The sequence below is a fragment of the Pseudomonas sp. ICMP22404 genome (assembly GCF_006227205.1).
Classification (GTDB): Bacteria; Pseudomonadota; Gammaproteobacteria; order Pseudomonadales; family Pseudomonadaceae; genus Aquipseudomonas.
In genome coordinates this window covers 74,949-97,094 of record NZ_VCNG01000011.1, presented here as the reverse complement: position 1 = coordinate 97,094, position 22,146 = coordinate 74,949, and the positions used below count along the sequence as shown (strand labels likewise).

At 62.2% G+C, this 22,146-nt stretch carries 27 protein-coding genes; 2 read left to right on the top strand and 25 right to left on the bottom strand.

What is annotated here, in order from left to right:
* Window positions 1-2: 2 nt before the first annotated feature.
* Window positions 3-749 (bottom strand): tRNA-uridine aminocarboxypropyltransferase, encoded by a 747-nt coding sequence (locus FGE05_RS19375; RefSeq protein WP_139647448.1) that lies wholly within the window; start codon window positions 747-749, stop codon window positions 3-5.
* Between the two features lie 184 nt (window positions 750-933).
* On the opposite strand from FGE05_RS19375, the gene FGE05_RS19370 reads away from it, so the two are divergent.
* Window positions 934-1,356: a quorum-sensing-regulated virulence factor family protein gene (locus tag FGE05_RS19370; protein ID WP_139647447.1), complete on the top strand. Its 423-nt coding sequence runs from the start codon at window positions 934-936 to the stop codon at window positions 1,354-1,356.
* Between the two features lie 56 nt (window positions 1,357-1,412).
* Here FGE05_RS19370 and FGE05_RS19365 read toward each other — a convergent pair whose 3' ends face one another.
* The gene (locus FGE05_RS19365) at window positions 1,413-1,613 is read right to left on the bottom strand and encodes a hypothetical protein (RefSeq protein WP_024780146.1); all 201 of its coding nucleotides are present in this window, start codon (window positions 1,611-1,613) and stop codon (window positions 1,413-1,415) included.
* Window positions 1,614-1,848: 235 nt separating this feature from the next.
* Here FGE05_RS19365 and FGE05_RS19360 point away from each other — a divergent pair, with 235 nt between their 5' ends.
* Window positions 1,849-2,967, top strand: a complete 1,119-nt coding sequence (locus FGE05_RS19360) for a TIGR00730 family Rossman fold protein (RefSeq protein WP_139647446.1) — start codon at window positions 1,849-1,851, stop codon at window positions 2,965-2,967.
* A 46-nt stretch (window positions 2,968-3,013) separates the two neighbouring features.
* Here FGE05_RS19360 and recX read toward each other — a convergent pair whose 3' ends face one another.
* The 23 genes from recX to FGE05_RS19245 all read right to left on the bottom strand — a co-directional run bounded on the left by recX (window position 3,014) and on the right by FGE05_RS19245 (window position 22,095).
* Entirely contained in the window at window positions 3,014-3,481 is a 468-nt protein-coding gene (gene recX, locus FGE05_RS19355) for a recombination regulator RecX (protein WP_139647445.1), read from the bottom strand.
* 8 nt (window positions 3,482-3,489) lie between these two features.
* Complete coding sequence (recA, locus tag FGE05_RS19350; protein ID WP_042730773.1) at window positions 3,490-4,542, bottom strand: recombinase RecA; 1,053 nt, start codon at window positions 4,540-4,542, stop codon at window positions 3,490-3,492.
* An 83-nt stretch (window positions 4,543-4,625) separates the two neighbouring features.
* Entirely contained in the window at window positions 4,626-5,126 is a 501-nt protein-coding gene (locus FGE05_RS19345) for a CinA family protein (RefSeq protein ID WP_139647444.1), read from the bottom strand.
* Between the two features lie 71 nt (window positions 5,127-5,197).
* The gene (locus tag FGE05_RS19340; RefSeq protein WP_139647681.1) at window positions 5,198-5,692 is read right to left on the bottom strand and encodes a lysis system i-spanin subunit Rz; all 495 of its coding nucleotides are present in this window, start codon (window positions 5,690-5,692) and stop codon (window positions 5,198-5,200) included.
* A gap of 11 nt (window positions 5,693-5,703) precedes the next feature.
* Window positions 5,704-6,126 (bottom strand): cell wall hydrolase, encoded by a 423-nt coding sequence (locus FGE05_RS19335; RefSeq protein ID WP_139647443.1) that lies wholly within the window; start codon window positions 6,124-6,126, stop codon window positions 5,704-5,706.
* Window positions 6,127-6,255: 129 nt separating this feature from the next.
* Entirely contained in the window at window positions 6,256-6,660 is a 405-nt protein-coding gene (locus tag FGE05_RS19330; protein WP_139647442.1) for a phage tail assembly chaperone, read from the bottom strand.
* On the bottom strand, window positions 6,660-7,889 hold the full coding sequence (locus tag FGE05_RS19325; RefSeq protein ID WP_139647440.1) for a hypothetical protein: 1,230 nt from the start codon (window positions 7,887-7,889) through the stop codon (window positions 6,660-6,662). Before FGE05_RS19325 ends, FGE05_RS19330 begins: the two co-directional genes overlap by 1 nt.
* An 11-nt stretch (window positions 7,890-7,900) precedes the next feature.
* On the bottom strand, window positions 7,901-8,500 hold the full coding sequence (locus tag FGE05_RS19320; RefSeq protein WP_139647438.1) for a YmfQ family protein: 600 nt from the start codon (window positions 8,498-8,500) through the stop codon (window positions 7,901-7,903).
* On the bottom strand, window positions 8,488-9,528 hold the full coding sequence (locus tag FGE05_RS19315) for a baseplate J/gp47 family protein (protein WP_139647436.1): 1,041 nt from the start codon (window positions 9,526-9,528) through the stop codon (window positions 8,488-8,490). The genes FGE05_RS19320 and FGE05_RS19315 overlap by 13 nt, the downstream gene beginning before the upstream one ends.
* Window positions 9,518-9,916 carry a phage GP46 family protein gene (locus FGE05_RS19310; RefSeq protein ID WP_139647434.1) on the bottom strand — a complete coding sequence of 133 codons (399 nt, stop codon included), beginning with the start codon at window positions 9,914-9,916 and terminating at the stop codon, window positions 9,518-9,520. Before FGE05_RS19310 ends, FGE05_RS19315 begins: the two co-directional genes overlap by 11 nt.
* Window positions 9,916-10,425, bottom strand: coding sequence for a phage baseplate assembly protein V (locus FGE05_RS19305; protein WP_139647432.1), 510 nt, complete (start codon window positions 10,423-10,425; stop codon window positions 9,916-9,918). Before FGE05_RS19305 ends, FGE05_RS19310 begins: the two co-directional genes overlap by 1 nt.
* A gap of 317 nt (window positions 10,426-10,742) precedes the next feature.
* Window positions 10,743-11,783 (bottom strand): phage baseplate assembly protein, encoded by a 1,041-nt coding sequence (locus tag FGE05_RS19300; RefSeq protein ID WP_139647430.1) that lies wholly within the window; start codon window positions 11,781-11,783, stop codon window positions 10,743-10,745.
* 3 nt (window positions 11,784-11,786) lie between these two features.
* Window positions 11,787-13,025 (bottom strand): DNA circularization protein, encoded by a 1,239-nt coding sequence (locus FGE05_RS19295; protein ID WP_139647428.1) that lies wholly within the window; start codon window positions 13,023-13,025, stop codon window positions 11,787-11,789.
* Window positions 13,012-14,586: a phage tail protein gene (locus tag FGE05_RS19290; RefSeq protein WP_139647426.1), complete on the bottom strand. Its 1,575-nt coding sequence runs from the start codon at window positions 14,584-14,586 to the stop codon at window positions 13,012-13,014. The genes FGE05_RS19295 and FGE05_RS19290 overlap by 14 nt, the downstream gene beginning before the upstream one ends.
* A 130-nt stretch (window positions 14,587-14,716) precedes the next feature.
* On the bottom strand, window positions 14,717-15,013 hold the full coding sequence (locus tag FGE05_RS19285) for a phage tail assembly protein (RefSeq protein WP_139647424.1): 297 nt from the start codon (window positions 15,011-15,013) through the stop codon (window positions 14,717-14,719).
* Window positions 15,010-15,357: a phage tail tube protein gene (locus FGE05_RS19280; protein ID WP_024780162.1), complete on the bottom strand. Its 348-nt coding sequence runs from the start codon at window positions 15,355-15,357 to the stop codon at window positions 15,010-15,012. The genes FGE05_RS19285 and FGE05_RS19280 overlap by 4 nt, the downstream gene beginning before the upstream one ends.
* A gap of 66 nt (window positions 15,358-15,423) precedes the next feature.
* Entirely contained in the window at window positions 15,424-16,920 is a 1,497-nt protein-coding gene (locus FGE05_RS19275; RefSeq protein WP_139647422.1) for a phage tail sheath subtilisin-like domain-containing protein, read from the bottom strand.
* Window positions 16,920-17,102: a DUF2635 domain-containing protein gene (locus FGE05_RS19270; RefSeq protein WP_007907211.1), complete on the bottom strand. Its 183-nt coding sequence runs from the start codon at window positions 17,100-17,102 to the stop codon at window positions 16,920-16,922. The genes FGE05_RS19275 and FGE05_RS19270 overlap by 1 nt, the downstream gene beginning before the upstream one ends.
* Window positions 17,099-17,683 (bottom strand): hypothetical protein, encoded by a 585-nt coding sequence (locus tag FGE05_RS19265; RefSeq protein WP_139647420.1) that lies wholly within the window; start codon window positions 17,681-17,683, stop codon window positions 17,099-17,101. The genes FGE05_RS19270 and FGE05_RS19265 overlap by 4 nt, the downstream gene beginning before the upstream one ends.
* 719 nt (window positions 17,684-18,402) lie before the next feature.
* On the bottom strand, window positions 18,403-19,419 hold the full coding sequence (locus FGE05_RS19260) for a contractile injection system protein, VgrG/Pvc8 family (protein ID WP_139647418.1): 1,017 nt from the start codon (window positions 19,417-19,419) through the stop codon (window positions 18,403-18,405).
* 9 nt (window positions 19,420-19,428) lie between these two features.
* Window positions 19,429-19,641: a tail protein X gene (locus FGE05_RS19255; RefSeq protein ID WP_047701972.1), complete on the bottom strand. Its 213-nt coding sequence runs from the start codon at window positions 19,639-19,641 to the stop codon at window positions 19,429-19,431.
* Window positions 19,634-20,017 carry a phage tail protein gene (locus FGE05_RS19250; RefSeq protein ID WP_024779062.1) on the bottom strand — a complete coding sequence of 128 codons (384 nt, stop codon included), beginning with the start codon at window positions 20,015-20,017 and terminating at the stop codon, window positions 19,634-19,636. Before FGE05_RS19250 ends, FGE05_RS19255 begins: the two co-directional genes overlap by 8 nt.
* Window positions 20,017-22,095 (bottom strand): phage tail tape measure protein, encoded by a 2,079-nt coding sequence (locus tag FGE05_RS19245; RefSeq protein ID WP_139647416.1) that lies wholly within the window; start codon window positions 22,093-22,095, stop codon window positions 20,017-20,019. The genes FGE05_RS19250 and FGE05_RS19245 overlap by 1 nt, the downstream gene beginning before the upstream one ends.
* Window positions 22,096-22,146 lie beyond the last annotated feature (51 nt).

Here is a 22,146-nt window from a genome sequence, read left to right as displayed (position 1 = left end):
CACTATGGGGCCAATACCGCTTGGGATACGTGAATGAAGGGCCGCAGCTCGGCGTGAGCCGGAGTCGATACATCCATCTCCTGCTGCCGTTTGGCGCCCAGGTAATGCTGGCTGAACACATCGAAATAAGCGTCCAGGGCCGATGCGGCATCGTTGTCCCCCGCCAATTCGAGACACAGCGCCGCCACTTCGGCGGTGCACAAATGCTCGCTGCGGGTCGAACGGCGCAAACGGTAGCGCGACAGCTTGTCGGGTTGCAGGCTGAGGATCGGCAAGCGGTCGAAATACGGACTCTTGCGGAAGATCTTGCGCGCCTCCGTCCAGGTGGCATCCAGCAGAATAAACAGTGGGCGCCTGGAACGATCGAGGTCCACCGTCTGGGTGACGCGCGATGGCTCGACGTATTCGCCGGGAAATACCAGGTAGGGTTGCCATTGCGGGTCGTCGAGCAGCGCCAGCAGTTGCTTGTCAACTTCGGTGCGCGACCAGATGAAGGCATGGTTGTCACGCACCACATCGGCGATCAGCCAGCCGGTGTTGCTCGGTTTGAACACTTCCTTGTTGGTCATGATCAGGCAGACCCCGGAACGGGTTTCGACGCTTGGACGCCAGGCGCACAGGCAGTGGCTCTCGATCACCCGGCAGGCGCTGCATCGGGGAGCGCGCCAGCCACGGGCCTGTAGCGGCTTGATGCCTTCATCGATGCGCTGGTCGCGCAAGCGGGCGACCGCGTTAGGGGCATGATTCATCGTGGGCAACGCCGATGGACAAAAGAACTCGACACGAACAACACTCGGCAAGGCAATAGAAGCCGCCAGTCTACCAGAGCGCGTAAACCTGTACCGTCCACCCGGCCTCCCCTATAATTCGCCGCCACTGAACGCACAGTCATGTGACCGGTCGAAATAGCCGTCACTGAACCAGGAGAGTTTCATGCTGCGCCTTATCGTCCCTACCGTTGCCGTTCTGCTGGCTACGTCCTTCAGCGCCCAGGCTGCCTCGCTGAAAGAACTCGAACTGAACAAAATGCTGCAGAACGTCGCCGCGGAAAGCAGCGTCGGCACCCCGCGAGCAATCAACGAAGACATTCTCGATCAAGGCTATACCGTCGAAGGCACCGAGTTGATCAACCACCTCAGTGTGCAAAGCAGCCATGCCCAGCAAATGCGCGCTGACCCCAAGGCTGTGTATTTCCAGTTGGGCGCCAGAGTCTGCACCAACCCGGGTTTCCGCAAATTGATGGCCAAGGGTGCAACCATGCGCTACGAGTTCACCGAGGTTAAGACCAATCGCCCGGTCGCCACCGAACGCTTCAAGGAATCGGATTGCCCGAAACCGGCCAAGACCAAGAAGTAATCAAACCATGCCAGCAACCCACGCCAGCGGCCTGTCCGATTGATTCGACTCATGAATTAGCCACACAGGCCACTGTCGCGCCGTTGCTCATCGTCGGCGCGCAGCTCCGCTACCAGCGCCTGTAAATAGCGCGAACGCCACGCCCTGCCTTCCAGACGGCGGCAACATTCTTCCTCGAGACTGACCCGATTGGCCTGAGCCGCTTCCAACAGCGCCAGATACAACTGCCTATCGAGTTCCAGAGTTACCCTGGTCATCTTTCCCGCCTCCTTGCCCGATCTACCTCAATCCATCGCGTGGCCCAGCCGTGGGCATCGAATTGCCTGGCACGCCTGTTATCAGTAAATCAGAGCGGCCCGTACCCGGTCGGTAATCTGACGAGCGGCGTGCCCGACCACTGCTGGTTGCCAACTGTCACTTTCGAGGGCCATGATCAAGGCAGCGAAGATCAACGCGAGGGTCTAGGATTCAGAAGGAAGAAGGAGTAGCTGAATGCCTTATAAACCGAATGACCAGCTCAGTCGTCATTTTGAGAACCATGGCCACGACCTCACCCGCAAGGTCGAAGAGCAACTCAACCTGGTATCGCCCGACAGCCCGAACCTTCCCATCTACCGCGACATGATCCTGACCGTGCTACGCATGGCCCAGGAAGACCACAACCGCTGGAATGCCAAGATCACCCTGCAGGCACTGCGAGAGCTGGAACATGCGTTTCGCACGCTCGAACAGTTCAAGGGCCGACGCAAGGTCACCGTCTTCGGCTCGGCCCGAACGCCCGTCGAACACCCACTGTATGGCTTGGCTCGTGAGCTGGGGGCCGCGCTGGCCCGTTCGGACATGATGGTCATCACCGGTGCCGGGGGTGGCATCATGGCCGCCGCCCATGAAGGCGCGGGTCGGGAATACAGCCTTGGATTCAACATCACCCTGCCTTTCGAACAGCATGCCAACCCAACGGTCGAGGGCACGCCGAACCTGCTGCCGTTCCACTTTTTCTTCACGCGCAAACTGTTCTTCGTCAAAGAGGCAGACGCCCTGGTGCTCTGTCCGGGCGGCTTCGGGACCCTGGATGAAGCCCTGGAGGTCCTGACGCTGGTGCAGACGGGTAAAAGCCCCCTGGTGCCGGTAGTGCTGCTGGACGCACCAGGGGGCAGGTTCTGGCAGAGCGCCCTGGATTTCATCCGCGAGCAACTGGAAGAAAACCGCTACATCCTACCCACCGACATGAAACTGATGCGGCTGGTGCACAGCGCTGAAGACGCAGTGGAAGAAATCAACCAGTTCTACCGCAACTTCCACTCCAGCCGCTGGCTCAAGCACCAGTTCGTGATCCGCATGAACCATAAGCTCAACGAACAGGCCATGGCCCAACTACAGATCGAGTTCGCCGACCTGTGCCTGAACGACTGTTTTTATCAGCAAGGCTGCAGTGGCGAAGAACAGGACGAGGCCTCGTTCAGCCATTTGACGCGACTGGCGTTCAATTTCAACGCCCGCAACCAGGGACGATTAAGAGAACTGGTGGACTATATCAACCTGCCGGAAAACTGGGCGACGCCCTCCTCCAAGGCACATCCGCTGACATGGGAGCCCATCAAGGTCACCTGAACCCATAAAAAAACGGCCCGCTATCAAAATAGCGGGCCGTTTCTGTTCAATCATCCAGACCACGACCGCTGAACAAGCGGTTGATCATGTCCATGGAATAGCCTCTATACGCCAGGAAACGTCCCTGCTTGGCCCGTTCTCGCGCATCGATGGGCAAATGCCCGGAGAACTTCCGACGCCAGGTATCCATTAACTGGTCCTGCCAATCGATACCACTTTCACGCAAGGCCTGTTCAATATCCGGACGTTGCAAACCGCGCTGGCCCAATTCCTCACGAATTCGCAACGGACCGTAGCCGGAGCGGGCGCGATAAGAGACAAAACTTTCGAGATATCGGCTTTCCGATAACAGGCCCTCTTCCGTCAAGCGGTCGAGGGCCGTTTCGATCAAGTCATCGGGAGCGCCGCGCTGACGCAGTTTTCGCGTCAGCTCGACTCGACCGTGCTCGCGTCTGGCGAGCAGGTCCATCGCGGTTCGCCGCACCGCGACGAGGGTATCGAGTACGGCGGTCATCGAATCGATCAGATATCAGCGTCGGCCAGGTCGTCAGCGGTTTCGCGACTGGCCACTGCCTTGACGTCGGCAACCGGGCTCAGCAGCTTGTCACGCAGTTGCTTCTCGAGCGCTGCGGCAACCTCCGGGTTATCCGCCAGGAACTTGGCCGAGTTGGCCTTGCCCTGACCGATCTTGGTACCGTTATAGGCATACCAGGCGCCGGACTTCTCGACGAAACCGTGCAACACACCCAGGTCGATCATCTCGCCATTGAGGTAGATGCCCTTGCCGTAAAGAATCTGGAACTCGGCCTGACGGAACGGCGAAGCCACCTTGTTCTTCACGACCTTGACGCGGGTTTCGCTGCCGACCACCTCGTCGCCTTCCTTCACCGCGCCGGTACGGCGGATGTCCAGGCGAACCGAGGCGTAGAACTTCAGCGCGTTACCACCGGTGGTAGTTTCCGGGCTGCCGAACATCACGCCGATCTTCATGCGGATCTGGTTGATGAAGATCACCAGGCAGTTGGCGTTCTTGATGTTACCGGTGATCTTGCGCAGGGCCTGGGACATCAGGCGAGCCTGGAGGCCCACGTGCATGTCGCCCATTTCACCTTCGATTTCTGCCTTGGGTACCAATGCCGCCACGGAGTCGACGATGATCACGTCAACCGCGTTGGAACGCACCAGCATGTCGGTGATTTCCAGGGCCTGCTCGCCGGTGTCCGGCTGTGACACCAGCAGGTCGTCGACGTTGACGCCCAGCTTGCCGGCGTACTCAGGGTCCAGGGCGTGTTCGGCGTCGACGAAGGCGCAAGTCGCACCGGCTTTCTGGGCCTGGGCGATCACGGACAGGGTCAGTGTGGTTTTACCGGAGGATTCAGGGCCGTAGATTTCAACGATACGACCTTTTGGCAAGCCGCCGATGCCGAGCGCAATGTCCAGGCCCAGGGAGCCAGTGGAGATGGAAGGAATAGCCTGACGGTCCTGATCGCCCATACGCATTACGGCACCCTTGCCGAATTGACGTTCGATCTGACCCAAGGCCGCAGCCAAGGCTTTCTTCTTGTTGTCGTCCATTAAAGTCCTCACGTAATCAATAAGGCCTGGCGGCCAACACCTGTATAAGTAGCCAGTATTATTCCACAGGGATTCAGGATCGCCTACCCCTGATTTGAGATTTCTACGGCGGCATGTTGCAGCAGCCCCTCTAGCGCGGCCCTCACCGTCTGTCGGCGGACCTCGTCGCGGTTGCCGGGAAAGAATCGCTGCTCGCTGAAGACCCTGTCGCCCACACCCCAGGCAAGCCACACGGTGCCCACCGGCTTGTTCGGCGAACCACCGTCCGGCCCGGCCACGCCGCTGACCGCCACGGCGAACCGCGCCAGGCTTTTCTGCTGTGCCCCCCACGCCATGGCCTCGACCACCTCACGACTGACCGCCCCGACCCTTTCGAACAGCTCGCCCGGTACATTCAGTTGCTGGGTTTTCTGACGATTGGAATAGGTCACGTAGCCCGCCTCGAACCAGGCCGAACTCCCCGGAATCCGGGTGATCGCCTCGGCAATCCCGCCACCGGTGCAGGATTCGGCCGTGGTCACATGGGCATTGAGCAGTTGCAGGCGCCTGCCCAGCTCAGCCGCCAGTTCGGTGATGTCGTCCATGATGCTCTCCTGATTCGACGCAATTGGAGCCTACCGTACACGAGCATTCGCCGCTTGCAAGGCTCGGCGGACTACTGACCCAACGCCTTGACGTAGGCCTGACAGGCCTGCAAGGCGATCAATCCGCGGTCGCCTTCGTCGGTGATGGCGATAATTCGTTGAGCATGCGCCGGGTCAAGTCGGGCTCTTGCTCCTTCATGAACCACGCCGCCGGCGACGGCACCGGCAGGCACTGAGCTGCAACTGCCTGCATTCTCGAGGAGGACTGACAGCCGCAAGTCAGAAGTGGCAAGGCGATCACGCAGGCGAGCTTGATTTGATTGAGCATCGCTCAGGTCCTTGTAGTGGGTTTGTTCGCTGGCCGATAACCGTTGCTCGAGCACAAGGTGCTTGGCCTGCTCCGCCTGTACCTGGGCGGCTGCCGCGTTGCTGATGGCGGTCAGATCATCCTTGTGCAGGCCGGCCAGCTGCGCCAGCTTCGCCTCATAGCGCCAGCCCTGGACCTTCCACGCTGCACCGAAGGCCAGCAGCACGGCCACTGACACGCCGACGGCCCAGACCTTCATGTTCACCGCGTTCACGGCACATCCTTGAAGAACAGGTGATTGCCCAGGCGCAGGGTTTGCGTGGCTCTGGCAGCCCAGGCCGGCGCCGGAATACTCGTCGCGTAGTAGTGGGTCGCGCCCTTCGTCATGTCAGGCTCGGCACCGGAGATCACCAAGTCTGCCGCGCGCTTGGCTTGCTCGAACTGCTTGGGCGGGATCTCCTTGGCGCCGCTCAGGTACGGATAGTTCGGGTCGTTCTTGTTCCAGCAGCTGAACTGGTACGGCGCCTGGCAGACACCGGCATAGCCCTCACGCCACCAGGACTTGGCCCGGCCATCCTCCACCCGGTTGCGGATGGTCCAGGCCACGGCGAGCTGGCCGGCCAGACGTTCGCCACGAGCTTCAGCCCACAGCGTGCGGGCCAGGATGTCGCGGTCCTTCTCGGAGACGGTCATAATTTTTCTCCAGGCAAAAAAATCCCGCTCAGCGGCGGGAATCGTTTGTGGGATTGGTACGATGTTCAGCGCCCAGATATGGCGGATTTATGAATGGATCAGTAAAGGTCTACTGGATTCAGGGCTGGTTCAATAACCAGGGGGCTCTGGCCAACTTATGGTGGCCGGGAATCCGGACTGCTGATCAATCTTGTTCAACGCGAGTTTATAGGTCGCAAACGCCTTGAACCTCACTGTATCTGTCATATCCAGCAGGCCCGCAATATAAGCGTCGGCCATGCCGGCGGTCGCGTCGTTGGCGGCTGCAAGTAGCAGGTTACGCCGCGCCATGGCCGCTGTTTTCAGCTCCTCTACCGTAGGCACTACGGGCAAGGGCGCGGAAAATACGCCATCCAAACATGACCAGCCTTGGGCAACTCCAAGACCTTCAGGCACACCGACCCAGATCAGGGATGGATGGAACATCTCGGTAATGTCGCCATCCGTTTCAAACAACTCGATTACTCTGCCGTTTTCGATTCGTGCATACATCATCAGCAGAACTCCTCAATGATCACAATACCTGGGGCACCTGCTCCACCAGCCAAAGCACCGGCCGAGCCAAGCGAGCCGCCGGAGGCTGCGCCTGAACCTCCCGCGCCAGGGCCAAAGCCCGCGCGCCCTGCCCCTTGGTCCCCAGAACGCCGTTGGCTGGCACCACCACCAAAAGAAGTGCCGCCGCCAACCCCGGACTGAAAGTTAGCGATACTGGTAACAATGGAGGGACTGCCGCCACTGCCCTGTGCGTTGATCGTCCCTCCAGATCCCACACCTGCCGGGTCAGAACCGACAGATACAGGAACACCCGACAAAGCCGGAGAACCCAAGCCACCGCCGCCGCCTGTAGCTGATAGTAAGCCGCCAAAGGACGAAGTCCCGCCCACACCGCCTATGCCCCCGCCAGCCGCGCCAGCCACGCCAGCCGCCCCGACACTGACAGTGAGCCCAGAAAAGCCAGACGTAAAAATCCCTTCTGCATATCCGCCGCCGCTGCCGCCCGCCGCTGCCGCCATGGTAGAGGCGGTGGTTGCAGCAGTGCCGCCACCGCCACCACCGCCGCCAATCACCCGAACCCGAACTTTCTGTGTTCCAGCGGAAGGCACGTAGGTTGAGGAACCTGGAGCCGAAAAAATCTGCACGTTGAGCAGTCGACCCGTTGCTTGACCTAACTGCATGGCATGCTGTGATTTGGTGGCCGGGGCGACTTGCGATGCGCCGCCGAGAGATTCAATGATGATCCAGGCACCATTGCCCCCGTTCACACCTGCCTGCACCAAGTACATCAGTACCGCGACACCAGCCGGCAGTTCTCCACCTTGAAGAGGCTGAAGCCCAAGGCCGTATATAGGCTTTGCGGCGAGCCCATCAGGGGCGTAGGTCGAGGCGCCAGTGTTGGCGTTGGAAATTTTGACCTTTTGAAGGTAACCGCTTGCCGGCAAGGCTGCCAACGCTGGGGCATTTGCAGCAGTGTACGTATTCGCTCCCCCTGTGTCGGTCAACAGTGTCGGGGTCCTTTGCAAAAAACGAATGGCAGCGACCAATTGCGCATTGTTATCTTCCGCAGGCGCAAGGCCCGATGCCTCGATTACATTTAGAATTTCTTCGGTGACACCATTACCCCACTGTGCTGGGATCAAAGACCCAGGCGTACCCGCGATCACATCCTCGTCGACAAACTTGCCATCCACCAGCCCGATGCTGGGAACACTTTTTGGATAATCCATCCATCTACTCCTTAGTCATAATTGATATGCACCTGCGTATGCGCCGGTGCATTACGGTGAATCTGGCACGCCAAAACCGACCCCGGATTGACGCCAAAACGCTCCCCCCAATAGCTCGCGCCAAAACGCCGACCGAGCAGCAGACGCCCGCCGGTATTGAGGGTCCACATGAATTGCGCCTGCCACGTGCCGAAATGCGCGTCTCCAAAACGTGCACGGCCCATACGAGGCGCCCTGTGCTCCGTGACGGTGGCGTTGGGGTAACCCTGGCTCCTGGCGATTTCCACGTAGTACGCCAAGGTCTGGCTACCGACCGCCAACAACCGCCGACGCACCGCCAGCCTCCGGTCGTCATACAGCGGCGTGGCCCCCAGACACGGATCCGGCAGGTTCATCACCCGCTCCCAATCCGGCACCAGTTCACTCACCCCCGCCGGATCCATTTCATTGAGCAAATCACCCGCACGCGCATCAACACGCGCCAGCTCCTGGGCGATGCCTTCCAACACCTGTTCCAGCTCCGGCACCCGCTCCGGGTCCCACGCCGGGCCGTTGGGCAGCAGGCTGCGCAGTTGGGCCTGGTATTCCCCGGCGGTTCTTATTCCAGCCATACGCAGCCTCCGAAGGTCAGCAACTGATTGCTCGCCGCAATCACATCGGCGGCGGGCGCAGTAAGCGTGTGGTCGGTTTCACCGGTGGCGCTGCTGATGGCTTCGGCGATGTGAGTCAGCAGCAGGGTTTCGCCGAGGCCGGCTTCACGGTTGTGCAGGTCGCGCAACTGGGCCTCGATGGCGGCGCGTACGGCGCTGGTGTCAGGGGTGATACGCAGCCTGTAGGTCACCGGGACCTGCACCGGCGCCAGCACATGCACCTCAGCGGTCACCGGGCGCAGGGGCTCGATGTAGGCCCGGACTTCCTCCAGTTGCTCGGCATTGGGAATCGGCTGCGGATCGTCGTCACGCATGACGAACAGGCCGACGGTACCGGGTCCCAGGTAGCTGCCGCGGCACCAGGCGCGGGTGATGCCGGAGCATTCCAGGGCCCAGGTTTCATAGTCCTGGGCCGAGCCGCCATGGGGGATGATGCGGTAAGAGCGGATCACCCGCGCCCGCAGGGACTCGAGGCTTTCCCGGGCGACACCGCCGGTCAGCCCCGGCGCCAGCACGGTGAAGCTGCCGGAGATACCGAGGATCGGTTGCACGGCTGTCAGCACCAGGCCGGCATCGGCATTGCCCAGGCTGCCGGCCTCCAGTGCGGCGATGGTGGTGGTGTTAAGGCCGTTGCTGGTAGTGCGGGCGGTGGTCACCTTGTAGGCGCGGCCATCGGCCGATTGCAGCAGCGTGTCGACATCCAGCACCGCACCGGCAGTCGCGCTGAAGCTGACGCTGCCGCTGGCCGCCTGGGCCGCTTTGCGCGCCTGGTTCAGCCGTAGGGCGGCGATGCGCTCCAGGGTGGATTCGTCGGCCTTGTCCGGCAGGATCTGCTCGGCGATCCAATCGAGGTAGCCATACAGGCCATAGGCTGCGCCCCCCAGGGTACGGGCCAACACTTGGGCGTCGGACTGGCGCAGCGAATCGCTGGCCAGGTCGCTTTGGGTGCGTTTGATCAGCACCGGCAGCGAAGGGGTTTCAAACGGCATAGGTCACCTGCCAACTGTTATCGGGATTGATGTCCAGGCGCTGGCCGTCGGCCAGGGTTAGGACCGTGCGCAGGTTCAGGCGCTGGGCATCGAGGCGTTCGCTGATGATGTCGATGGCCCTGCAATGGCCGTCATCGATCAGCCATTGCAGGGCTTCGCGGGCGTAGAACTCGGCGTCGAGCTGGGTCTGGCGGGTCAGCTTGACCCGGCGCAGCAGCCACAGCCGCGAGCCGATGCGGTCATCGGCGACCGTAGGAAAAGTGTCGCCCCACCAGCCGAAACGCTCCTCGTCATCGACGGCATCGTCGTCAGCGGCGCGGCGCCAGGTGAACAGGCTGATCAGTACCGAGCGGGTCAACGCAGCGTGCAGGTTCTGGCTGATGAACATCATTGGCCTCCCGCCGGCGCGCCGGTCTGGCCGTTGCCGGCCTGTACGCCGACATGCACATGCTTGATCTGGCTGATGCCGCCGGCGATCTGGTCGCCTTGGGAAATGATCTTGCCGGTGTGGTTGATGACAGGACTGTCGATGTTCACCGCACTGCTGGCGCGGATGTTCAGGGTGGCGGTGTCAATGTCGATAACACGGCCGCGCTTGAAGTGAATCCTGTCGCCCTCGTCGGTGTAGATCGCCACTTCGCCGGGGGCCAGGGCCTTGAGGCGAAAGCGGCGGTCGGCGACTACCAGTACCACGGCATGGGAACGGTCGCCGCCCAGGAAAGTGGCGATGCCCTCGGCACCGGCCAGCGGGTTGCTGGTGAAGCCGTAGGGTTCGAAGTGCTCCATGTCGTCGTTCACTTCGCCGGCAGTGAGGCGCATCTGCAGCGACTGCAGTTTGGAAGCCGAATTGGCGAGCACGACAGTGCCGCGCGCCAGGAGGCGGGTCAGTAGGCTCATTGGGTTCCCTTCGGAAATCGGGTTGCGGGTTGGCTGGACGTCAGTTGAGGTTGGCGGTGGCTGGTCCGCCGTCATCGCGAGCAGGCTCGCTCCCACAGGGGGTTTGTGCTGGACGGGGATTTTGTGGCCGCCCCCGGAGCAGGGTGGGAGCAGGCTCGCTCCCACAGGGGGTTTGTGGTGGGCGGGCACTTTGTGGTTATCCCCGGAACAGGGTGGGAGCGAGCCTGCTCGCGATGGCGGTGGGTCAGTGGACGCTGGGGTGACTGATACGCCGCCTTCGCGAGCAAGCCCGCTCCCACAGGTGGGCGCTGCCTGGCTCAGGACTTGGGCTTGGCCGGGTTCGCGTCGAAGGTATGGGGCGGGGCGACTTGCAAGGTGGTCACCGAGCCTTGGGCAGACAGTGAATAGGTCACCTTGGAAATCAGCATGTCGCCGTCGAACCCCAGCACCGGGTCGATCACCCGCACCAGGCTGTTGTGGCGCCACAAGTCGCCATTGGCCTGGCGCCAGCCCTGCACGCGGTAGGTGGTGGTCAGGGCGCGACCGGTGCGGATGGCGCTTTCCCAGTCCGCTCGTTGCTGGGCCAGCTCGGAGGTCAGTTGGGCGCTTTCGCTGATCACCGTCACCCGCTTGCGTTTGAAACCCAAGTCGGTGGCGGTGCCCGACACCTCGCTGACTGCCGCCCCACTCTGCTGGTCGCTACCCTTGTGCTGGCCGATGACCCGGTATTCGGAGAACACCTGGCTGTAGTCCATCGGCGCGTTGCCCGAAAGAATGTTCTTGCCCAGCTCCAGCACATCACTGGCCCGCCCTGCGCTGCCGGGCTTGGCCAGCAGCACGCGGCCTTCGGCGTCGTCGGTGGAAAACACCCGGAACAACGTCAGCAAACGGTCGATGGATTGAAAGACGGTTTCTCCCGGCACGATGCTGTGCTCGCTCAAACGCGCCGTTTCCGGGATTTCACTGACCACCCCTACGCCATATTGCGAGGCCAGGGCCTGAACGATGCTCAGCACCGTCTGCCCCCGCCATTGGCTCGGACGATTGATCGCTGCGCAATCCACCAGGTCCTGGGTTCTGGAACCCCCTTCGATGCTCAGCGTGATCTGGCGCCCGTCATAGCTGACCGGAGCCTTGAACACGTAGCCGCTGAGTACCAGGTCGGCACCGATGCGTACCTGGCATTCATCACCGGGACGGATCGGCACCGCCTGGATCTGCACCGGCCATTGCCAGGTGATGTCGAGTTTGAAGGTGCGGAACTGCCGCTCCAGGTCCGCACTGATTTCCACGCTTTTCCAGCCGCCGTAGTCCAGCCCACCGACGGTGAGCGTGACGACGTTATCGAACTCGCTCATGGCTTACTCCCCCGAGACTTTCAGGTCGTTGGGCGGCAGGAAACCTGGGTGGGCCACGCCGTTGCGCTGGATCACTTCGGTCACCCGGGTGGCATCGGCAAATTGCTGATAAGCCACCACCAGCGCCGGCAGGCTTTGCTTGAACGACAGGTTGATCAACCGGACACCCGATGACGCCACCGCCGTCAGGTGCGCGGCCATTTGCTGACGCAGGTTGTTCAATGCCTGGTAATGATCCGGATCGGCCTTGAGGGAGGCCTGCCAAATGGCTTCGTTGAGGGCATCACGCAGGGCCAGGACATCGTCGGCCACCGGTACATCCCGGCGTTGGATCGGCTGCACGGCCTGCTGCGCCACTGAAGGCGTGGCGCCAAGCTTGACCACCGGCGCCGCCACGGGCATCGCCGCAATCCATTGCGCGGCCTGGACCAACAGCGTGTCCTGGACCAGATCGGCCACGGCCTGGGCCGCCGCCGTGGTGTCCTTGCCGGTGGTGAGTTTGGGCGCGTCCGCCTGGCGGATGGCTTCGACCTGTTGCGACACGCTGGCAATCACGCCGCGATAGCCATCACGGGCAAAGTCCTTCAGCTCTCGGATGTCCCCCAACAATCCCTTGAACTCGGCCGCCACTTCCTTGGGCAACTCCTTTACCGCCTTGACCAGATCGCTGAGCTGCCCATAGACCTCGATCAACGGCTTCAGCTCCTGCTCGATAACCCCGTAGACCTCCTTGAGGCTGTTGCGCAGGTCGGCGATGCCGATCCGCGCGGCCTTGATCAAGGTCATCGCGTCTTCGAAACGCCGCACCGCCGAACCCAGGAAGCTGTCAGCCGACACCAGCAGCAGTTTCTGGCTGTTGATCGCGGCCGAGGGAAATTGCAGCGGCTGGTTGGGGTAGAACTTCAGGGCAAAGGTGACCAGCCCGCCGTCCTGGCGGGTCTGGGTCATGTCGCACTCGCCGACCTTGACCTGCATCCGTCCCAGCCAAGGGTGCACCAGCTCGCCACTGCCCTGCTCCAACGCCTTGAGCAGTTTGTCACGCTGCTCCAGGCAGTCGGGGCCGACGATAAACGCGGTCAGTTCATGGATCTTCGCCTGCTGGCCCAGCCCTTCGAAAAACGGTTGGTCGCGCTGCGGGTATTCATGCAACTGGCCCTTGTGCCCTACCGGGGTTTTCGCCTGGTCGACCCAGAACCCGACGCCACGGAACGACGCCGGCAATAAACGATCACGCCAGCTCATTGGAACCTCCTGCGGACAGAGAGCGATAACCGATGCGCGAACTCACCGCCAGGCCCGGTTGATTGGTCTGCGGAGGCTCGGCGCGCAAACCGGCCGGCGCGTTTTCGAAGCGTACGGTCAGGCCGCCTTCAAGCTGGGTGCGACTGTTCGCGGCACTTTGTTGCACCAACGCACTGGAGGTCTGCGGCAGCGCACCGGGCGCCAGCGAGGCTTTCTGCGCAAGATTGCCAGGCATCGGCGCCAAGCTGGAGGACAGCCCCGACGACGATTCATTGGCCGCGCCAAAAAACGCCGGCGCCAGTTCACCCTTACCTTCGGCATTGGTCTTCTGCTGCTCGTCGGTCAGCCCTTGGACCTTGCCGGTAAACGTGGTGATGACCTCGCCAAAACCACCGTTGAAGAACGCCTTGATCGGCGCGATCACCTCCTGCAGCTCGTCCCACCACTGGCTGAGCCACTCACTCACTGGCCCCCTCTGCTTCGTGAGGCCCTCGATGGGCGACCAGTCGAATAGCCCGCCGAACACTGCCAACATGATCGACACCTGATTGCGCAGGCCTTCCCAGATTCCGGCGAAGACGTCCACAAGGGTGCCCCAGTTGGCCATGATCAGGCCCAACGGCGTCCAGTTGAAAAGGCCCTGGAGCGCGTCCATCACCGGCACGGTCAAGGCCTTGAGCAGATCCCAGATGGCCGAGAACAACCCGGTCAGGGGGCCCCAGTTATTGATGATCAAACCCAGGGGCGACCAAGCGAACAACGTCTGCATAAAGCCGATGATGGGCGTCGCCGCCGCCACGAGCACATTCCACAGCGCGCCGAAGAAACTGCTGATCGGCCCCCAGTTGCTGATCACCTGCCCCATCGGGGTAAAGGCGAACAGCGTCTTGAAGAACTCGGCCATCGGCACAACGATGGGCGCAAGCCTTTGCCAGAGCCCGGCGAAGAACGCCGAGATCGGTTCCCAGTAAGCGATGATCATCCCCGCCGCCAAGGCGATGCCCATGGCGGCCAGGCCAATGGGGTTCATTTTCAGGGCGAGGCTGACCACTTCGAGGGCCTGGCTCGCACCGCTGACCGCCGTCTGCATCGCACTGAACGCCACGGCGCCCGTTGCCAGGCCCTGCACCAGTTGCGGATTGTCCTGCAGCACCTGGGCCACACCACCGATCATCGGCTGTAGACCAACCGTCAACGCATTGACCGCGGGTACCAACGCCGAGCCGAACTGCAACGACACATTGCTGATGGACGTCTTCAATCCATCCAGGCCCTGTGCCGCTACCAACGGCGCGGCCGGAGCCTGGACGGCGCTGGCTGCCGCGTTCACCTCCACGACTTCACCCTTGAACGCCACCGCCGACTTAAGCCCGTCCATGAACGGTTTGGCGATACCGCCGTCCGGCAGCAGCCCGGAAATATCCAGACTGCCAAGACCGGTCGCATCGAGGTTCTGTTTGAAGCCCTGGACCTTCTCCCGAAGGCCGGCGAGCTTGGGCGACAGCTCGTCGATGCCGGTCAGCAGCACCGCTTTTTTCTCTACCTTCTGTGTGTCTGCCATCACTGCACCTGCTGCATCGCATTGATCCGTTGCGCGTGCTCCAGGGATTCACGGAGCACATCCAGTGGCCTGGCCATCATCTGTTCGGGGTCAACCTTCCAGAACCAGGCCAGGTCATAGGCGGCTGCGATCAGATCGCCGATGGCTGCGACGCCGCACTCATGAAAAAACTCGCGACAGCCCAGCTCAGCGCGTTGAGGTCGGCCAGGTCCAGCTGGTTGACCGACGACGGTGGGATGCCGGCGCAGACCGCGATGTATTTGGCCGAGACGTCCATGTCCAGGCTCACCTCCTCGCTCTTGTCGATCTTGTACGGCAGCGCCTTGATCGCCCGGACCTCCTGCACCGTCGGACGGCGCAGGGTCAGTTGGTTCACCGGCTCGCCGTGGGCCTCGATGGCCACGCGCAAGGTCACCATATCGCTCATTGCCAGGTCCCCTTGATGCCTTCGAATTTCAGTTCGATGGTGGCGTCGTCGCCCTTGGACACCGGTTCTTCCACCAGGTAGGCGCCGGCCAGCACGTAGACCTTGCCGTTGCTGAACTCGCACGTGACGGTCATGTCGGTGCCGGCCACCAGTTGCTTGAGCGGGAAGTCCGCAGTGTGCAACGCCGTCACCTTGAAGGACGGAGCGATGTCGGTTTCCTTATAGAAACCCGGTACGACGGTTTCACGTTTGGTGAACATCAGTGGTGCTTCGCAGCCACCGTTGATGGTCAGTTGGGCGCCGTCCACTTTGACGTAGCAGGTGCCCGCAATCAGTTGACCCATGGTGTTTCTCCTTCAAATAAAAAGCCCACGCGGGGTGGGCTGAATTCATGCGTTCAAACACGACACTCAGGCAGCAGCGTCGTACTGCAGACGGAATTGGTTGAGCAGCGCGAACACTCGCAGGCCGTTGATGTAATCCGGAGGGAACAGCACATTGACCCGGCTCGGGTCCTGGCTGTCGCGCTCGACGATCAGGTGTTCGGCGAACAACTCGGCGTTTTCCACGTGACCTTCCAGCTCCAGCTTGGCGTACTGGGCGATCAGCTCGCCGCGAATCGTGCTCGGGGTCACGATGGGTTGGCCGGCGCCGAAGCGGGTGCCGTCGGAGGCCAGTTTGTGGCGACCGTACTTGCTGGTGATCACACTTTGCAGGCGACGCACGATGAACGCCGACTGGTGCATGGTTTCGCTGTCCAGGTAAGAGTTGTCAGCCTGGCCGAAGGCATTTTTCTGATACGTGGTGATGGAGCGCTGAATACGCACATAGCCGCCTTCGTAGTAGGCGGTCGCGATGCCGTAGTTGAGCAGCGACTGGCGCTCGGTCAAGGTGAAGCGTTCGCTGGCCGGTGCCGGATCCAGGCCCGGCAGGCTGCCGCTCTGGGTCGGACGGCTGGCGTCGGCCGAGATAAACACGGCGGTGCGGGCGGCCAGTGCGGCGGCCTGGACCCACGACGGTTGCGGCACGCCCGGCTCCAGGGCCTGAATGGTCATGTGCTGGTCGTTGCGCGCCTGGCCGGCCGCCACCAGAGTGCCGATGGTGCCGCGCTTGGCACTGTAGACATGGCCGAACAACTGCTTGGCCCAGGACCAGCGACCGGTGCTGTCATCCATCACCGCTTGCCAGGTATTCAGGCTCGACAGGTCGGACCACGGCATGGCGATGAATTCGAATGGCTCGTCACCCAGGGCCGCGACGGCGGCGGTCTGGTCCGGTACGCCAGCGCCACCGGTCATGGGGGTGATGGCAGTGGTCAGGCCCGCGGGGGTGTCTTCACCGTTGCTCTTGCCCAGACGATTGAACTGCAGGCTGATGTCGTTGCCACTGTCGCCGGTCCATTTGGCGCTGAGGGTCACCACTCCGTCGACGGCTGCGGCGGTCACTGGCAGGTCGGCTGTCGCGTTGACTTTCAAGGCCAGCGCCGTGGCAGCCTGGGCCGCGGTAGCACCGTTGACGGTGGCTGCCTGAACACGTACGCCGCCGATGTAAAGGTTGAGCACACCGCTTTCGGTGGCGGTGCCGGTAAGGGTCAGCACGCCCTTGGCAATGGCGCCTTCGACGTTGTGCAGCGGCAGGCACCAGATTTCGCCAAGCGGGTCGGTCTTGCGCCAGGTCTCGTACATCGAGGCGAGCATCGAGCCCTGCCCGCCGATGCTTTTGGCCAGGGCGACGCTGGAGACCAGCACCAGTTTGCCGACCGCTGCCGGGGCAATGTTGTCGTTGACCTGGGCGACGATCAACCGGCGCATGGCCGACGACGCGCTATTGGCGGCCGAGTTGTCCATTTCGGCGTAGAACAGCGGAACACGAATGTCCGCGGGGATGTTGCTGAATCCGATCGCCATTATTTGGCTCCCTGTGGTTTGGCCGCTTTCACGGCTTTGGTAGTGATATCGCCGTCGGCCAGACGTCGACGCCACCAGGCGTTGTCCGGCACTTCACGGCCTTCGAGGGGCAACAGATCGCCCGCTTCCGGGTCCGGTACCACACGGCCCGGGGCCGGCAGTACGGTGATGCGTTTGCTCATGGGGTTACGTCTCCAGAGAAAGTCAGTTCCAGGCGCCCGTCGGGGCCGGGACGTTTCAGGTTGGGGTCCGCCGGGTCGATGGCATCGACCTGCACGGTGGCCCCGGTAAAGGACGACAATCCGTCCAGTTCACGTTCGTGCCAGCTTTCGGCAGGCTGGCTCGCCAGATTGCGGCCCAGCTGGAACTCAGCGAAAAAGCGCAACCGGAACAACGCTCGGTCGCTGTTGACGGAGACCGGTTCGCTGCCGTCGTATTCAATGCCGGAGTAAGTGGCGCCAGGCTTGAACCCCACCAACCCGCGCCACAATTCGGCTCGCAGGTCGTGCAACAGATCCAGCGCGGTTGTCGCGTCACTGGCATCGAGCACCAACACCACGTCGAAACGGTCACGCACCGTTTGCAGCGTGACGTTCTGTGCCGTGTTCCGGCTCGCCACATCGGTGCTCGACAGAACATAGGCACACGGGGTTTGCAGGGGCGTGCCGGCTTGCAACGCGACGAGGTCCAGGCCCGCGATCACTCGACTGGCGAGCGTTGGGCATTGCTCACGCAACTGCGTGAGGATCGGCGTGATCTGCATGGAGAGTGCTCCGGTGATAGGCAAGTAAAGTCAGAAGCCCTGTGGGAGCGGGCTTGCCCGCGAAAGCGGCGGGTCAGTCGAGAGAGATGTTGGATATGCCGCCCTCATCGCGAGCAGGCTCGCTCCCACAGGTCCTGCGTCATTCACGAATGCTGTGATCGCCAGCAATCCAGGGTGGGAGCGGGCTTGCTCGCGAAAGCGGTGGATCAGTCGAGATAGATGTCGGATGTGCCGACGTCTTCGCGAGCAGGCTCGCTCCCACAAAGGTCAGGTGGTGTTCCCGAATGCTGGGATCGCCAGCAATCCAGGGTGGGAGCGGGCTTGCTCGCGAAAGCGGTGGGTCAGTCGAGAGAGATGTTGGATATGCCGCCCTCATCGCGAGCAGGCTCGCTCCCACAAAGGTCCGGTGGTGTTCCCGAATGCTGGGATCGCCAGCAATCCAGGGTGGGAGCGAGCCTGCTCGCGATGGCAGTGGGTCAGTCGAGAGAGATGTTGGATGTGCCGACGTCTTCGCGAGCAGGCTCGCTCCCACAAAGGTCCGGTGGTGTTCCCGAATGCTGTGATCGCCAGCAATCCAGGGTGGGAGCGAGCCTGCTCGCGATGGCGGCGGGTCAGTTGAAATAGATGTCGGATGTGCCGACCTCATCGCGAGCAGGCTCGCTCCCACAGGCCCCGCGTCATTCCCGGATGTCGTGATTGAGGGCGATCCTGGGTGAGAATCAGGCCTTGGCGTCGAGGCAGGTTGCGTCGATCTTGCAGCGATAGCTCTTTTCCCGGTCACCGGTGGCGGTGACCTTGTCGATCGACCAGCGGCCGCGCATGAAATCCGGCCAGGTCGGGTCCAGCAGGACGATGCCTTCGGCGGACAACCCCGGGTTGCCCGGGCATTCGATGGCGACCTTGAGGGCTTCGCGCATCAGCCTGCGCACTTCGCCTTCACCGGCGGCGCGGGCGTCTTCTGCGCTCTGGAAATGCTGTCGAAGGATCTTGAACGGCGCGATGCCACTTTCCTCCACCTGCACTTTGCCAGCTGCCGCGTCCCACCAACGGGTCTTGCAGCCCTGGTATTTCGCCCGGGCGGTTTCATCGAGGACAGCGGAGATAAAGGCCTGATCGCCTGGACGATTGTTCGTCGTCACCGACAGCTTGATCTCCGGCAAAACCTTGCCCGACAGCGACTTCGCCTGACCACGCCGAGCCAGCACATACCATTCGTTGATCGGTTTGGCGACGGCGTCATGCCGATGGGCCAAGCGCGTCAGGAAGCCCATATCGGTTTCGTTGGACTGGTCGATGTGCTCGATTTTTATCAGCGACAGCTCCGGCGCCACACGCGGCGAAAAACCATGCCGGGTTGTCAGTTCACGAAACAGCGCGCCCAAGGTCGTCGGGCCATGGCTGACGGACCGGCGCTGCTTGAACCCGGTCTGGTCCGCCGCACTGAACGGCGCGGCCATGGCTACCAACGTCAAGCGCAGGGGAAACAGCGTCGGCGTGCGCCGGGTAATGACAAACTCCCCCTTGTCCACCAGTCCGGACTCCAGGTAACCCACCCGCAGACCGATTTTTCCGCCGAGGCTGGGTAACCCCTCAAGCCCTTCCAGGCTGATGACGAGGGTCAACTGATCGGACTCGATCCCCGCCGCGTCGACGTGGGTCCAACTGAGCAATCGCTCATTGAGCAGTGCCGCATTCGCACCATAGATTTCTACTGTTGGCGTGAAACCCAGTGACATGTTGCCTCCTTAATCCCAAGCCGATACCGGTGCGGGTGCAACGGGTTTCAGATCCACCTCCGGCAAGGCAACCCACACCCCCGCCGGCAGCACCGGGCCCCATTCGGCCAGCCCGGGATTGAGCAGCCAGAGCGCTTGCTCGGTGGCATCGTCACAACACTCAAGCTCGCGGTACAGCAACAGATTCACCGAATCACCGGCGATACTTCGAACCCTACGCATTGGCGAACTCCGTCAATTCAATCACCCAGCCGACCACCATCGCCGTGCCGTCATCGATGACCTCGGTCTGGGTTTCCGACACCTTGTTGATCTGCCACAGACCCCAGTTGCGCCCGATGCCATCCACCAACGGCACAGGCACGCGTAAGGCCTGCAATGCACGCAGCTCATCGAGCCGATCCATGGCGGTCGCGTACATCGACTTGCCCGTAATCGTCAGCCCTTGCAGGCCTTGACCGACCTGGCTGGACTTGGGTTTGCTGGTGAGGATGTCGATGCTCTTCCAGCCGCCATCCGAGGTGCGTACCAGCGAGTGGTACGCGAAGTTTCTCGACAGCCCGAAAATGAAACTGCCGAGTGCCATTTGCTGACGCATCACGTACCTCCGTCGGTCAGGGCCGCGTCACTGCGCATGGCCAGTGAGTTGGGCATGGTTGTCAGGCCGAACTGGCCGGTAATCTGCTGCACCACCAGATTGGCCAACTGACTGGCGCTGGCCTGATCCTGACCGTTGATGTAGATGTTGGCGGTCATGGTGTTTTGTTGGGTACTGGTCTGGCTGCTGGTGAGGTCTTTGCTGACCTGTTCCGGCGACTTGAGGCGATCACCCCCGGTGTAGATAGCCTCGCCCAGGGATTCACCGCCCTCGCTACCGAAATAGGAACCCAGCGCACCGCCGACCAATGCACCGATCGCGGTGCCGATCACCGGAACGAAACTGCCGAGCATCGCGCCGGCGGCGGCACCGGCATAACCGCCTGCCAGCCCACCAAGGCCGGCTCCAGCCGCCCCTGAAGCGGCCTTGTAATCACCGGCCTCAAGAGCTTTGATACCGTCGTAGCCGGCACTGGCCAGCGCCAGGGGCGCGCCCAGCCTGCCGGTAAAGGTTCTCGCTCGAGCTGCGGAGATTGCCAGTCGGCTGCGCATATCAGGGCGGGAAGTTCGGGCTTTTCCTGCGTCCGGTTGCTTCTGCCCGCCGTCCTTGGCTTGAGTTCCAGGCGCATCGCTTGCCGGTGGCTGGATGGCTGCGTCCGGTTTCAGCAGTGCCTCACGGGTGGAGGCAACGCCCGACGTCACTTTGTCCAGAATGGCGCTGCGAAACGGTGACGCGAGCGCCGCGCCAAACAAGGCCAACGCCGCGGTGACTTTCGGCAGCGACTCGGCCGCAGCGCTCAACCCCGTCGCCAGCGCGTCCACGCCAAGCATCGCCAGATCGGTAATGGGCGTGATGGCGCTGCCAATCGCTGTATCGAGACGGGTCACGCTGGCATCCAGTGCATTCCAGCGCGCTTGCGAGGTGTTTCCCAGCGCGTCGGCGGTTTGGGCCATCGATCCCTTGTCTCCATCGCCCTTATCGGATGCCACGGTGAGCGCGGTCTTCAGGTCCTGGGGCGACTTCAGCAACTTGCCGATGCCCTCGTCGCCGTCGAACAGCGTCTTGAGCAATAAGCTCTGCTGCTCGGCAGGTTTGCTCTGCAGCGTCGCCAGCAGATCCTTGATCGCGCCCGATGCATCCGTGCGCAGCCTGCTGGCCAGCGCCCCCGGCTCGATGTCCAGTTGAGTCCAGGCCGTTCGCTGCTCCGGCGTGACCTTGTCGCCCTTGCCTAACGCGGCGCCCAGGGTCTTCAGCGAGGCGCCCGCTTCGTCCTTGCCGACAGAGGCGTTCAACAGCGCGGCCGCAATGGCGGCGACCTGCTCAGGTGTCATGCCCGCCGCGATGGCGGTCTCGCCACCGCGCTGGGCAACCGAACCGATGTCCGCCGCCGAGGCTTTCAAACTGGCGCTGGCGCCAAGGCGGTTGGCCGCGTTAGCCAATTCGAGACTTTTCCCTCGATCCAGGTTCAAGCCAGTGCGCAAGCCAGCCATGAGCGCGCCGGCGTTCAGCACCTCAATCCTGTAGGCCGACGCCATCACCAAACTGTCGCGGGCGAAATCCGTCAGCACTTGCTGGCGGTCTTCGGGTTTGACGTCTTTGAGCAGCCCCGCGTTGATCGCCGCCAGCTGGATCTGCGCCAGTTGCACAGCGGTCGCCCCGCTGGATGCGGCTTGCTTTTCAGCGGCGATCTTCTGGTTTTCGTTGGACATCACCTGCAGTTGTTCCGGTGACAGCTGCAGCTTCTGGTTCAGGTCGACCATGGCCGTCTGCATCGCCATTGCAGGCTTGAGGACACCAGGAGGCGCCAGTTGATCGACCTCTGCCCTGAGCTTCGACTTAGGCACCGCACTCGTCGCTGGCACCACTGCATTCGCCTTGAGCAATGACTGTTGCGCCAAGAGCGTGGTGTTCAGCGATGCCAGCGTCCCCCGCAGTTTCATTTGCTCCGACACCAGCAGCCGGATGTCGAGACTGGCCGTGCTCAATGCCAGATTCAGCCCCGACGCTTCAGACACACCGCCGAGTGTCGGCATATCGGTGCTCGCCGCAAAGGACAGCGAATATTTACTGTCTGCCATCCCGCTCTACTCCTGTTTCACGCCAAGGCGAGTGATCGCGATGTCGTAACG

Coding starts and splice junctions, on each gene's coding strand:
- FGE05_RS19375 (WP_139647448.1), bottom strand. CDS start 749: ATGAATCATGCCCCTAACGCGGTCGCCCGCTTGCGCGACCAGCGCATC.
- FGE05_RS19370 (WP_139647447.1), top strand. CDS start 934: ATGCTGCGCCTTATCGTCCCTACCGTTGCCGTTCTGCTGGCTACGTCC.
- FGE05_RS19365 (WP_024780146.1), bottom strand. CDS start 1,613: ATGACCAGGGTAACTCTGGAACTCGATAGGCAGTTGTATCTGGCGCTG.
- FGE05_RS19360 (WP_139647446.1), top strand. CDS start 1,849: ATGCCTTATAAACCGAATGACCAGCTCAGTCGTCATTTTGAGAACCAT.
- recX (WP_139647445.1), bottom strand. CDS start 3,481: ATGACCGCCGTACTCGATACCCTCGTCGCGGTGCGGCGAACCGCGATG.
- recA (WP_042730773.1), bottom strand. CDS start 4,542: ATGGACGACAACAAGAAGAAAGCCTTGGCTGCGGCCTTGGGTCAGATC.
- FGE05_RS19345 (WP_139647444.1), bottom strand. CDS start 5,126: ATGGACGACATCACCGAACTGGCGGCTGAGCTGGGCAGGCGCCTGCAA.
- FGE05_RS19340 (WP_139647681.1), bottom strand. CDS start 5,692: ATGAAGGTCTGGGCCGTCGGCGTGTCAGTGGCCGTGCTGCTGGCCTTC.
- FGE05_RS19335 (WP_139647443.1), bottom strand. CDS start 6,126: ATGACCGTCTCCGAGAAGGACCGCGACATCCTGGCCCGCACGCTGTGG.
- FGE05_RS19330 (WP_139647442.1), bottom strand. CDS start 6,660: ATGATGTATGCACGAATCGAAAACGGCAGAGTAATCGAGTTGTTTGAA.
- FGE05_RS19325 (WP_139647440.1), bottom strand. CDS start 7,889: ATGGATTATCCAAAAAGTGTTCCCAGCATCGGGCTGGTGGATGGCAAG.
- FGE05_RS19320 (WP_139647438.1), bottom strand. CDS start 8,500: ATGGCTGGAATAAGAACCGCCGGGGAATACCAGGCCCAACTGCGCAGC.
- FGE05_RS19315 (WP_139647436.1), bottom strand. CDS start 9,528: ATGCCGTTTGAAACCCCTTCGCTGCCGGTGCTGATCAAACGCACCCAA.
- FGE05_RS19310 (WP_139647434.1), bottom strand. CDS start 9,916: ATGTTCATCAGCCAGAACCTGCACGCTGCGTTGACCCGCTCGGTACTG.
- FGE05_RS19305 (WP_139647432.1), bottom strand. CDS start 10,425: ATGAGCCTACTGACCCGCCTCCTGGCGCGCGGCACTGTCGTGCTCGCC.
- FGE05_RS19300 (WP_139647430.1), bottom strand. CDS start 11,783: ATGAGCGAGTTCGATAACGTCGTCACGCTCACCGTCGGTGGGCTGGAC.
- FGE05_RS19295 (WP_139647428.1), bottom strand. CDS start 13,025: ATGAGCTGGCGTGATCGTTTATTGCCGGCGTCGTTCCGTGGCGTCGGG.
- FGE05_RS19290 (WP_139647426.1), bottom strand. CDS start 14,586: ATGGCAGACACACAGAAGGTAGAGAAAAAAGCGGTGCTGCTGACCGGC.
- FGE05_RS19285 (WP_139647424.1), bottom strand. CDS start 15,013: ATGAGCGATATGGTGACCTTGCGCGTGGCCATCGAGGCCCACGGCGAG.
- FGE05_RS19280 (WP_024780162.1), bottom strand. CDS start 15,357: ATGGGTCAACTGATTGCGGGCACCTGCTACGTCAAAGTGGACGGCGCC.
- FGE05_RS19275 (WP_139647422.1), bottom strand. CDS start 16,920: ATGGCGATCGGATTCAGCAACATCCCCGCGGACATTCGTGTTCCGCTG.
- FGE05_RS19270 (WP_007907211.1), bottom strand. CDS start 17,102: ATGAGCAAACGCATCACCGTACTGCCGGCCCCGGGCCGTGTGGTACCG.
- FGE05_RS19265 (WP_139647420.1), bottom strand. CDS start 17,683: ATGCAGATCACGCCGATCCTCACGCAGTTGCGTGAGCAATGCCCAACG.
- FGE05_RS19260 (WP_139647418.1), bottom strand. CDS start 19,419: ATGTCACTGGGTTTCACGCCAACAGTAGAAATCTATGGTGCGAATGCG.
- FGE05_RS19255 (WP_047701972.1), bottom strand. CDS start 19,641: ATGCGTAGGGTTCGAAGTATCGCCGGTGATTCGGTGAATCTGTTGCTG.
- FGE05_RS19250 (WP_024779062.1), bottom strand. CDS start 20,017: ATGCGTCAGCAAATGGCACTCGGCAGTTTCATTTTCGGGCTGTCGAGA.
- FGE05_RS19245 (WP_139647416.1), bottom strand. CDS start 22,095: ATGGCAGACAGTAAATATTCGCTGTCCTTTGCGGCGAGCACCGATATG.